Below are 11,332 nucleotides of genomic sequence, written 5' to 3'. Positions count from 1 at the left end.
TATATCAGGCGGCGGCCTTGTCCAGCGACAGCATGCGCTCGACATAGCGGGCGATCAGGTCGATTTCCAGGTTGACCTTGCCATCGACCGTCAAATGTTTCAAGGTCGTCATGGCGATCGTGTGCGGGATCAGGTTGATCGAGAAGCGGCAGCCGTTGACGGCGCCCGCGCCCAGGTCTTCCACGCGGTTGACGGTCAGCGACACGCCATTGACGACGACGGAACCCTTGAAGGCCAGGTATTTCGCCAGTTCGTGCGGCGCTTCGATCACCAGTTCCCACGATTCGCCCACGGCTTCGAACTTGCGCACGATGCCCAGGCCGTCGACGTGGCCGGACACCAGGTGGCCGCCCAGGCGCTCGGCCAGGGTCAGGGCTTTTTCCAGGTTCACTTCCGTGGTGGTATCGAGGCCCACGGTGCAATTGAGGCTTTCACGCGAGACATCGACGGCAAAACCCGTGTCCGACTTTTCCACCACCGTCATGCAGGCGCCATTGATGGCGATCGAATCGCCCAGGGCCACGTCGGCCAGCGGCAAACCGCCCGCGTGAATATTCAGGCGCACGCCTGCATCGAGGCCGCCGTCGAGCGGTTGCACGGTTTCAATCTTGCCGATGGCGGCAACAATTCCTGTAAACATGGAGCTAACCTTATAAAAAGTGTAAATCTATTAAGTACGCTGGGCGAATCTTGCAAGGATACGCACATCTTCGCCCACTTGCTGAACCTGGTGAAATTGCAAAGTGCGCTGCTGCTTGATATCCGTCAAGGCGGGCAAGGTAAACATGCCTTGCGCATCGCCCAGCAAGGTGGGCGCCAGGTAGACCAGCAACTCGTCGACGCAGCCTTCGCGGATCAGCGAACCGTTCAGTTTGGCGCCTGCCTCGACGTGGACTTCATTGATTTGCCGGCGTCCCAGTTCCAGCATCAGCGCGGCCAGGTCGACCTTGCCGGCCGCGTTCGGCAACAGGATGACTTCGGCACCCAGCGCCTGCAGTTGCGCCTGTTTCTCCGGGTTGGCGACGGCCGCCACGATCCACGTGCCGCCGCCCTGCAGGATGCGCGCGTCGAGGCTGATGTCGAGCCGGCTGTCGACGACGATGCGGCGCGGCTGGCGCGGCGTCTCGACGGCGCGCACGTTCAGTTGCGGGTCGTCCGCCTTGACCGTGCCGATGCCCGTCAGGATGGCGCAGGCGCGCGCGCGCCAGGCGTGGCCGTCGGCGCGCGCTGCCGGCCCCGTGATCCACTGGCTCTGGCCATTGTGCAAGGCCGTCATGCCGTCCAGGCTGGCCGCCGTTTTCAAGCGCACCCACGGCTTGCCGCGCTGCATGCGCGAAAAGAAACCGATATTCATTTCATGCGCCTCGTCGGCCAGCACATCCGTCGTGACGGCAATGCCGGCCGCTTCCAGCTTGGCCAGCCCCTGCCCTGCCACCAGCGGATTCGGATCCGTCATGGCGGCCACGACTCGGCCCAGCCCCGCGCGCACGAGCGCATCGGAGCATGGCGGCGTGCGGCCATGGTGGTTGCACGGCTCCAGGGTGACATAGGCCGTGGCGCCGCGCACGTCGTTGCCGCGCGCCGCCGCATTGGCCAAGGCTTGCACCTCGGCATGATCCTGCCCGGCCGCCTGCGTCACGCCGGCGCCGATCACCTGGCCATCCTTGACGATCACGCAGCCGATGCGGGGATTGGGCGAGGTCGTGTACAAACCGCGCGCCGCCCATTCCAGCGCCAGGCGCATGCCATCGATATCGTTGAGTATTTCCACGGGCTTCTTTGATAGTGAGTGATAGGTGAGTCGGATTACGAACTGTCGGCCACGCCGCTGCAATTGGCCGCTTGCTGCTGCGGGTCGCACACGCGCACCCTGCCCAGCATATTGATTTTAATATGGCGCACCTGCTTTCCCAAAGCCAGGGACAGGGTCCCCCAGCGCGCCGCCAGGCTATTGGTCGCGCTGCAACTGCGGCCTGCGCCATTGTAGGCGATATAAAACGGCGCCGTGGCCGACGAAAACACGAACTGGGCAGTGATGCCCTCCGGCAGCGGCCCCTGGCGGAACAGCAATTCGTCATCGCCATCGAACGCCAGGTTGGCATTGCGGTCGATGAATGCCAGCCAGCCCGTGCGCCAATCCACGCCACCGGGCCCGGCCGGCATCAGCAGCACGCGCTGCCCCCGCGCCATCGCCTGCGCCCGCGTCAATTCGATGGCCGAGAACAAGTCCGTGGCCGCCGCCCGCACCTGCTGGCGCGCCAGCACCTGCTGCAGACTGGGCATGGCGGCGGCCGCCAGCAGCGCGGCAATCGCCAGCACGGCCAGCAATTCGAGCAAGGTATGCCCCGCCCGGCGTGGCTGCTTGCGCGAACGGACAAACCAGGGCCGGCCGCAGGAAGGCGAAAGGCGGCATGACAGTGAATCCCCGCTGCCTCGTGCCCGCGCCAGCGCAACCATGGCCTAGGGCCAGCAATGGCTGGCGGGACCGCTGCTGCCGCGCTGGCCCGTGCTGTTCAAGGACAGGACGCCGCAATCGGCATCCTGGAATTGCGCATCGACCTTGGCCGTGCCCGGCATGGCCCGCAACAGCACGCATTGCCCGATAGTCGCGCCGGGGCAGGCCAGCGCCTCGATTTCATACGCGCTGCCGGCAGCCGGTCCTTCGCCGGACCACCAGGGAAACTGCTGCGCCTGCGGCGCGGGCGACGCCGAGGAAAAGGCCAGATAGTGATTGTTTTGCGAATAATAGCGCTCCTGTTGCTGCATCAGGCGCAGCAGGGCCGCCTGCCCCTGCACCCGCTTGGCGCGCACGACATGGCCATGGTAAGCGGGCGCGGCCAGCGCCAGCAACAGGCTCACGATCGCCAGCACGGCCAGCAGTTCGATCAGGCTGAAGCCCGGCGGGTTGGCAGCAGGAGCGCTTCCGTTTGCAGTGCACCAGTTCCGCCTTGCCAACGTCCCCATGCGATTTCCCCCTTTCCAAACAGCCCCAGCCGATACGCTGCGCCGGCCTTGCCATGCCTATTTTTTCTTGGCCGCCTCGTGCAATTCGCGCCAGTTCGCCACTTCGCGCCAGCTGAGGCGCCGGGCCGGCAGCGGCGCGCTGACGACCTTGAGCGCCGCCCCGCTGGCTGCGCCAGGCAAGCCCGGTTGCAGCACGGCCAGTTCCTTGCGCCCCTCGGCCCGCCCTGCCGCCGTCGGGGCGCCCACCGTGCTGTTCAGTTCGAGCGCCAGCGGCGGCGCGCGCGCCAAGCCATCGAACAAACGCCCCGTCTGCGCACCCGCCTGCACGACACCGGCGCCATCGGCGGCAAAGCCGCTCAGCACATCGAGCACGTACAGGCGCGTGGCCGGCTTGGCGCAAGGGTCGCGCCCCGGCAAGACGGTGTTGAAGATCACCTTGCCGGCGGCCAGCACGGGACTGCTGACGCTGCGTTCGCCCGTCTGCGCGGTCTGCATAAAATCGAGGTACCAGCCGCGCATAGCGTCGCTGCCCGTGTAGCGCAATTCGGCGCCGTCGACGCGCAGGCCGCCCGTCGCCTCGCCCAGGCTGCGCTGCTCCAGGTCGGCCCGGCTGCGCGTGGAAGATGATTCCCGCAGATCGTCGTGCACGGCATAAAACGACTGCGACAGGAAGGCGGAAGGCCAGGTATCGGCCGCTTCGACCAGCTTGCCCGTGCCGAACAGCAGCACATAGCCGCCGCCGGGCGCGTAGGCCACGCTCAGTTGCTGCGTCACGGGCTGGCGCCGGCCCTGCGCATCACGCGCGACAAAGACGAGCTTGCGTCCCTGCCCCTCCTTCCACGGCGGCCCGCCAGCCATGTCGAGGCGCCAGATATTGCCCTGCAAATCACCCGCATACATATACGCCAGCGCGCCGTCGCTGCCCGGCACCACGGCGGGCGGACCCAGCGCCCGGGGCATGGCGTCCACATCCGCGTTCGCGCCCGCATCAGCGTCATGGCCGCCGCCGCTGGCCACGGGCACCTTGAGGCGGAAGTAATTACTTCCCAACACCCATGGCGTGCCGGGGGCCTTGTCCAGCGCCAGCAGGAAGATGGCGGCGGCCGACGCGGGCGCCGTCGTGTCCTTGCCATCGTTCACATGGTTGTTGTAGCCGCTGGCGACGATGGCAAAGTCGCGGTAGGCCGGCGCGCCCTCCTTGCCACCCATATTGATGCGGGCGAAGGCGGGCGGCGCGCGCACATTGCCCATCAGCCTGTCGTCGCGGTCCGTAAATTCCCACAGCGCCCCGTCTTGCGCGAAGCGGGCCGGGTCGGTGATATCGAGCGCAAACACGCCCTGCGCCCCGCCGCCCATGCCCGACACCAGCACCGTCTTCCAATGTCCCAGCGCCAGCACTTCCGCCGTGGCCGCCGCGCCGTCAAGCAGCGGGCCGGAGCTGTAGTGAGTGCTCGCAGCGGCTGGCGCAAGGTGCAGCAGCGCTTGCGGCAGATAGGTAAACAATTCGCTGCCCGTGCGCGCATCGAAGGCATGCAGCAAGCCGTCGCTGGCGCCCAGGTACAGCATTCTGCGCCGCTGCAGCAGCGCCTGACGGTGCAAGCCATAGCCGGTGCCCGGCATGCCCAGCCCGGGCGCGCCCACGTACACGAGATTGCCATAGGGTGCTGCGCCCAGGCTGCCTGACCTGCGCCGCAGGAAACCGCCTGGCTGGCCCACCTCGTGCGTGCGCTGGCCCAGCAGGTACGCCAGGCGCGCCTCGCCCCGGCCATCGCCACTGTCGAATGCGCCGCGCTGCACTGCGTCGAGGCGGTTCCAGGCCAGCGGCATCAGGCTGCCCTGGGCGTCGAGCGTGTAGACGGGACGCAAGGACGCAGGCGCGCCATCCGGCACGGGCTTGTCCTGTCCGCCGGCAATCCACCATGGCTTGCCGGGAAGCAGTGCGCCATCGGCCCCCACGGCAAACGCGGTGCGCGACACAGTCATGCCGCCATCGGCCAGGCGCAGCTGCGTCTGGAACCAGTATGCCTCTTCCGTGCCGGTGGCCAGCGCCATCAGGGCCGGTCCTGCGAGCGCCGCCGGCAAGGTGCCCTTATCGGCTGCCGCGAAGGCTGCGCGCAGTCCCGCGATCAGGGCGGCCGGATCGCTGCCGGGCAAGTAATGACCGGGCCAGCGGCCGTCCAGGCTCCATTCATCCAGCGCGCCGCCCGTCGCGCTCTTGAAGGGGTTGGCGTCGCCATTCGCATCGAGAAAGCCGCCATACTTGGACGCCAGCAGCAAGGGTGTAGAGGCGGGAGTGGCAGCAGATTCGCCGGCCGGGTCGCCCTGGCGCAAGTCGCCCGCATAGTGCTCGACCTTTGCACCGCCGTCGTTCTTGCCGCCGGGACGCAGAGCCTGCACGTGCGACCAGTAGGCCAGGCCCGCCGCATGGTAGCTGGCGCCGCCCGCCCCGTCGGCCAGCAATTCCAGCGCCGCCAGCTCCGGCCGTGGCGCGGGATTGCCGGGCATGCCGCCGCTTTCCAGGCTGCCCACCGCATGCGTCCAGGCCATCGCATCGAACGGCGGCGGCGCAAAACCGTCCGGCGCGCGGGCGCGGTCGCCGGATGCGGCGGGAGTGACCGGGACATTGCCGGGCACGTAACGGTCGCCCGCCATGCCCGCATCGCCGAGGCTGACGACGATATGTCGCTGGCAACTGGCCGTTTGCGGGTCGCTCCATTGGGTCACGACCGGCAAGCCGTCGTCGATGGCAGGCGGGGCCGTGGCAGGCGGCACCGGGGCGCTCGCTTGCCGTCCCTGCAGGTAGCGCAGCGATTCGTACAGCAATTCGGCCAGCGCCGCCGCCCTGGCGTACGCGCCAGGATGCCCCGCATTGCCGCGGCCCAGGCCATTGATGTAAGCGGTCACCCCGCCGCCAAGGCCCGCGCCCTGGGCCGCAGCTTCGGCCACATACACGCCGGTGGCGGGATTCCACTCGGCGCCGGCATTGTCTTGCGGCAAATAGTCGGGCGCCGTCCAGCGCTGCCTGCCCACATGGGCCAGCGGCGCGCGCAGCACGCCGCCATACACGGGGCCTGCGCTGGCGGGCATGCCGTTCAAATGACCAAACACGCCCACGCGCACCCTGCCGCCATGGCGCTGCACGGCACCCACCGGCTTGTAGTTCTTACCATACGCCAGGCACAAGTCGTCGCGCAGCGGCCCCTCATCAGCGTCGCACACGCGCACGCGCGCGAGGAACACCCCGTGCGTGGCAGCAAGGCCAGGCGCATCGCAAGTGCCGCCCGCAGACTGACCAAGGCTGGCGTCGCCGAACAGCAGGCGGTTGCGGCAGGACACGATGGCCAGTTGCGCCAGCGCAAATGGCGTCGCCGCCGCCACGCCGGCCTGCAAGACCTTGCGCGGGAAAAAGACGGGGTGGGCAAAAAAGTCGATGGGGCTGCCGGCATCAGGCAGGTAGGCGCGCTGCAGCACCGTCTTGCGCACTTCGTCGATGACGCGGTCGCCGCCCGTCAGCGCGTAGCGGACGAGGTCGAGCATGCTGGTGCTGGCCCAGTTGAGAAAGTTGCCGCTGAAACTATCGCCGCCGCAACCGTGCAGCGCATCGGCCGGTTTCAGCACGGAGAAGTAAGCGGTCGCTACGCGCAAGTCCGGCAGCATGACGCCATCCTTGCTGCGATACGGATAGCTGTAGCACATGCGCGCATGAAAATACCCTGCGTACTCGCGCTGCGGCGCATACTCGCCGCCATGCGCGGCAGCGGCTGCCGCATGCGTGAAGGACAGGTTGAGCAACAGATTCGGCGGCACCCTGGCGCCGTGCAAGCCCGCGTCGGCCCGTGCCAGCGTCACCGGCGGGACGGCGGCGGCAAGGGCGCCGCCGCAACAGAGGCTGGCCAGACAGGCCAACAGCATCAGCCAGACGCAGCCGGCATGCCGCCGGGCAGACCGCAAAGCAGGCCACAAAGTGGACGGCAAAGTGGGCGGCAAGATGAACCACGACGCCCTCATGGCCCCGCTCCCGCCGCCTGCTTGCGGTAATAGCTTTGCAGCACGACTTGCGTGCTTTCCTGCGCGCCAAAACCGATGGCCGTGATGCGGTACACATAGCTTTCCGTAGCCAGGCCGCCGGCCACTGTCGTGGCCTGCGCGCCGGGCGGGTGAAACGGCAGCAATTCGATCAGGTAGCGGGGTCGGCGCGACGGCAGGAATCCCTGCCCCGTCGGCATGACGGCGCCCGTAAACTGGCCATACGGCACGGCGCGGCTGCTTCCTTCTGCGCCATCGAGGTCCATGCTCAACCAGAGGGCCGGCGCCTCCGGGGCCGCGGGCAGGCACAAGCCCAGCGCGCCTCCCTCGCCGCAGCCGTCCGAGAACCCGGCCGCACTGCCTGGCGCGAAGAGGCTGCTGCGTCCCGGCGCGCCGGGCAAGCCTTCGATATCGTTTTGCGCATCCACCAGTGCCTCCTCCGCCGCCTGAAACGCGATCTGCCGGTCGCGCTCGCCGCGCGCCGCCTTTTCTCCCTGCAAGGCCATCTGCGCCGCCGAAATGCCCAGCAACAAGATGATCACCAGCAGGCACAGCACATACACGAGGGTGGCGCCGCCGCATCGCGCACGAGGTGGGCGCCAAGGCACGCAACAGCGGACGCCCGCGCCAGCCATCGCGCCGCCCGCCTAGGCCGGCCCGTTGCGCAGCATGATGCTCGTCTGCACCAGTTGCCGCAGCCGCGAACGCGTCGCGGCAGGCAAGGATGCGCGCGCGATGCGCACGCCCGTGTCGCCGGCGCCATGCGCCTCGGCATACGCCTTGCCGAACAGGTCGAACTGCGCCGGCCCCAGTTCCGCCATCTTGTCAGCCGGTTCCGCCTCGCCATGCAGCAACAGCGCCACGCGCACGCTGGCCACGCGTTTCCAGTGCGTGCGCCGTTGAAAATCGCGCTGGCGCGCAGCCGCGTCCGCCCCCTCCAGCAGCAGCGCCGCATCGTAGGCGTCGAGCGTGCTGGCGTTGACATAGCGGTTCGCCACGCCGTCAGGCGGCGTATCCGTGTCGAGGCCATACAGCACCTGGAAAGCATCGACGCCACGGATGACGGCGTCCGCGCCCCAGCCGTTCGCGCCCCGGTATTTGCAGCGCAGCTCGCCTTCGCCATCGGCGCCCTGCGCCACGTAGAAAATGCTCCAGCCCCGCTGCGCCTCCGTTTGCGCGGCGCCCACGCCGAAGCCGGCGCAATTGAGCACGGAACCGTCGCCGCCCTCTTCCTTGCCGGCGCCGTAATAGCGCAAGGCCAGCACGTCGCTGCCATGCAGGGCGCCGGGCAGCGCGCCGCTGATGCCGTCGCTGTTCTTGCCCAGGCTGCGCGCGTCGAGACCGGCGATATTCGCGCTGTCGTAATCCGCATGGGCGACGGGCGCGGCGCTGCTGTCCCAATTCACATACGCCGTCTGGCGCACGGCGCGGGCGATGGCGTCGAGCGCATAGCGGGCGTTGTCATCCAGGCGAGCGCTGGCGGACTGGTCGCCATAGCTGCCGCTGGCCGCCAGCAGCACGCTACTGGCGGCCAGCATCAACAGCGCACCCAGCGACAGGGCCACCAGCAATTCGACCAGGCTCATGCCACGATGCCCGCCGTTCATGCGCCGCCCCCGCCCAGCTGGAATGCCAGCCTGGGCAGCGACTCGCCTGCCGCATTCACGGCGGGCGAGCCATCGGGCAGCCGGCCGCGCCAGCCCAGCTTGATGACGATGGGCGCCCCCTTGCCGCCGCTGCACGCCCACTGCAAGCCCTGGGCGGCGGCATCCCACGCGGCAAGGTCGCGGCAGATGCGCAGGCGCGCGCCGGGCAAGGCCGCGTGCAGCCCCTGCTTCCATTCGGCGATGTCGAATTGCGCCAGTTCGGCCGCGCCGCAGGCGGCAGCGCCAAGACAGTCCGGCGCGCCACCGCCAGCTTCGGCGCCGTCCGCCGCCGCATATGCCACGTTCAGGTAGGGATTGCCCGCATCGGGGCCATTCATGAGCACGTTGTTCGCGCGCATGCGCTCGGCCATGCCGGCGGCCAGTTGCACGCCCGCCGACAGCAGCGCCGACTCGTGGCGCGCGCGCAGGGCGTTCAATTGCAGGATGCTGGCGCCCAGCAGGCCCAGCGCCAACAGCAGCAGCGACACCAGCACTTCGACGAGGCTGCTGCCATCCGCAGGAAACATAGTGCGACCGTCCTTGCGCATGCGCTACTCCCTTCCGCAGAAAGAGCCGCAGGAACAGGCGGCCCAGCTACAAGATAGGCGCGCGCAAAAACCCGCGTCTGCGCTAGCGCAAACAGAGCGATGATAAGTCGAGAAGAACGGCGTTGGTATTGATCAGACCGCTTGCAAGGCAAGCGCTGGCATGGTGAACACGGGGCGCTGGAGCGGCCCCGCTGACGGCAAAGTGAATGTCCGGGTGAGCGTCAGGGCTTGCGCGCCTGGCCCACTTCAGCGATCGCGTCCTGGAACTCGGCCAGGTCTTCGAAATTCTTGTAGACGGAGGCAAAGCGGATGTAGGCGATCTTGTCCAGGCGCTTGAGTTCCTGCATGACGAGTTCGCCGATATAGCCGGATTCGACTTCGCGCAAGCCGCTGGTGAGCAGCTTTTCCTGGATGGACGCGATGGCCGTATCCACAGAGGCGGCCGCGACGGGACGCTTACGCAAGGCCAGCATCAAACTGCCGCGCAACTTATCCGCAGCGAACTCCGTCCGGCTGCCATTCTTTTTGACGACGGCCGGCATGATAAGTTCAATGCGTTCGTACGTGGTAAAACGCTTGTCGCATTTGCCGCAGCGGCGGCGGCGCCGAATGGCATCCCCTTCCTCCGATACGCGCGTATCGAGAACCTGGGTGTCGCCGTGCTGGCAAAATGGACATTTCATGGGCTGGCTACAACTTTATAGTAATAATTACGGGAAATCGCCGCCCTTGTACAAAGGGCGCCCGAATCACTCCGGGCGCCCTTGGGCACGACTGGAATGTGTCATACAGAATCTTACTCCGTATGACACATTCTGGACAAATAATTATGCTGCGTACACTGGGTGCGCGTCGGCCAGTACTTTCACGGCCGCTTTCACGCGCTCGATGGTGGCGGCGTCATGCGGATTGTCCAGCACGTCGGCGATCAGGTTGCCCACTTCTTCCGCTTGCGCTTCCTTGAAACCGCGCGTCGTCATCGCCGGGCTGCCCAGGCGGATGCCCGAGGTGACGAACGGTTTTTGCGGGTCGTTCGGGATGCCGTTCTTGTTGCAGGTGATGTGCGCGGAACCGAGGATGGCTTCGGCTTCCTTGCCCGTCAGGTTCTTGGCGCGCAGGTCGACCAGCATGACGTGCGATTCGGTGCCGCCGGACACGATGCGCAGGCCGCGCTTGATCAGGGTTTTCGCCAGCACGTCGGCGTTCTTGATCACTTGCTTCTGGTATTCGACGAATTCAGGGCTCAGCGCTTCCTTGAAGGCGACGGCCTTGCCGGCGATCACGTGCATCAGCGGGCCGCCCTGGATACCAGGAAAGATGGCCGAGTTGATGGCTTTTTCGTGTTCGGCCTTCATCAGGATGATGCCGCCGCGCGGGCCGCGCAACGATTTGTGCGTGGTCGAGGTGACGAAGTCGGCGAACGGCACCGGGTTCGGGTACAGGCCGGCGGCGATCAAGCCGGCGTAGTGGGCCATGTCGACCATGAAGTAGGCGCCCACTTCCTTGGCGATCTTGCTGAAGCGTTCGAAGTCGATCTTTTTCGAGAATGCCGACGCGCCGGCGATGATCAGCTTTGGCTTGCGTTCGCGGGCCAGACGTTCCATCGCCTCGTAGTCGATGTCTTCTTCCGCCGTCAAGCCATACGACACGACGTCAAACCATTTGCCGGACATGTTCAGCGGCATGCCGTGGGTCAGGTGACCGCCTTCGGCCAGCGACATACCCATGATCAGGTCGCCTGGTTTCAACATGGCGAAGAACACGCCCTGGTTCGCCTGCGAGCCGGAATTCGGCTGCACGTTTGCGCATTCGGCGCCAAACAGCTGTTTCACGCGGTCGATGGCCAGTTGCTCGGCCACGTCGACGTATTCGCAGCCGCCGTAGTAGCGCTTGCCCGGGTAGCCTTCGGCGTACTTGTTCGTCAGCTGCGAGCCTTGCGCTTCCATTACGGCTGGCGACGTGTAGTTTTCCGACGCGATCAGTTCGATGTGGTCGTGCTGGCGCGTGTTCTCTTTTTGAATGACGGCGAACAATTCAGGATCGACGTTGGCGAGGTTGTGATCTTTTGCAAACATGTAAAAACTCCAAGTATGAGGGTGCTTGTACTGGCAGGTTGGATCGAATGAGGGGAGCCGGCGTTAAGTGAAT

At 66.7% G+C, this 11,332-nt stretch carries 10 protein-coding genes; all 10 read right to left on the bottom strand.

What is annotated here, in order from left to right:
- Positions 1 to 4 precede the first annotated feature (4 nt).
- The 10 genes from O3299_RS00415 to glyA all read right to left on the bottom strand — a co-directional run bounded on the left by O3299_RS00415 (position 5) and on the right by glyA (position 11,259).
- On the bottom strand, positions 5 to 640 hold the full coding sequence (locus tag O3299_RS00415; protein WP_034786589.1) for a riboflavin synthase: 636 nt from the start codon (positions 638 to 640) through the stop codon (positions 5 to 7).
- Positions 641 to 670: 30 nt separating this feature from the next.
- Positions 671 to 1,744, bottom strand: coding sequence for a bifunctional diaminohydroxyphosphoribosylaminopyrimidine deaminase/5-amino-6-(5-phosphoribosylamino)uracil reductase RibD (gene ribD / locus O3299_RS00410; protein WP_370385293.1), 1,074 nt, complete (start codon positions 1,742 to 1,744; stop codon positions 671 to 673).
- A 62-nt stretch (positions 1,745 to 1,806) separates the two neighbouring features.
- Positions 1,807 to 2,418, bottom strand: coding sequence for a GspH/FimT family protein (locus O3299_RS00405; RefSeq protein WP_305062932.1), 612 nt, complete (start codon positions 2,416 to 2,418; stop codon positions 1,807 to 1,809).
- A gap of 42 nt (positions 2,419 to 2,460) precedes the next feature.
- Positions 2,461 to 2,964: a type IV pilin protein gene (locus tag O3299_RS00400; protein WP_305061253.1), complete on the bottom strand. Its 504-nt coding sequence runs from the start codon at positions 2,962 to 2,964 to the stop codon at positions 2,461 to 2,463.
- A 57-nt stretch (positions 2,965 to 3,021) separates the two neighbouring features.
- Positions 3,022 to 6,876 carry a pilus assembly protein gene (locus O3299_RS00395; protein ID WP_305061252.1) on the bottom strand — a complete coding sequence of 1,285 codons (3,855 nt, stop codon included), beginning with the start codon at positions 6,874 to 6,876 and terminating at the stop codon, positions 3,022 to 3,024.
- 92 nt (positions 6,877 to 6,968) lie between these two features.
- Positions 6,969 to 7,598, bottom strand: a complete 630-nt coding sequence (locus O3299_RS00390) for a PilX N-terminal domain-containing pilus assembly protein (protein ID WP_305061251.1) — start codon at positions 7,596 to 7,598, stop codon at positions 6,969 to 6,971.
- A 39-nt stretch (positions 7,599 to 7,637) separates the two neighbouring features.
- Complete coding sequence (locus tag O3299_RS00385; RefSeq protein ID WP_305061250.1) at positions 7,638 to 8,597, bottom strand: PilW family protein; 960 nt, start codon at positions 8,595 to 8,597, stop codon at positions 7,638 to 7,640.
- Positions 8,594 to 9,163 carry a type IV pilus modification protein PilV gene (pilV, locus tag O3299_RS00380; protein WP_305061249.1) on the bottom strand — a complete coding sequence of 190 codons (570 nt, stop codon included), beginning with the start codon at positions 9,161 to 9,163 and terminating at the stop codon, positions 8,594 to 8,596. The genes O3299_RS00385 and pilV overlap by 4 nt, the downstream gene beginning before the upstream one ends.
- A gap of 242 nt (positions 9,164 to 9,405) precedes the next feature.
- Positions 9,406 to 9,867 carry a transcriptional regulator NrdR gene (gene nrdR, locus O3299_RS00375; protein ID WP_077401309.1) on the bottom strand — a complete coding sequence of 154 codons (462 nt, stop codon included), beginning with the start codon at positions 9,865 to 9,867 and terminating at the stop codon, positions 9,406 to 9,408.
- Between the two features lie 144 nt (positions 9,868 to 10,011).
- Positions 10,012 to 11,259: a serine hydroxymethyltransferase gene (gene glyA, locus O3299_RS00370; RefSeq protein ID WP_034786580.1), complete on the bottom strand. Its 1,248-nt coding sequence runs from the start codon at positions 11,257 to 11,259 to the stop codon at positions 10,012 to 10,014.
- Positions 11,260 to 11,332 lie beyond the last annotated feature (73 nt).

Origin of the sequence: Janthinobacterium sp. SUN176, from assembly GCF_030587335.1 — a bacterium.
Classification (GTDB): domain Bacteria; phylum Pseudomonadota; class Gammaproteobacteria; order Burkholderiales; family Burkholderiaceae_D; genus Janthinobacterium; species Janthinobacterium kumbetense.
This window is presented reverse-complemented; position numbering and strand designations above follow the sequence as displayed.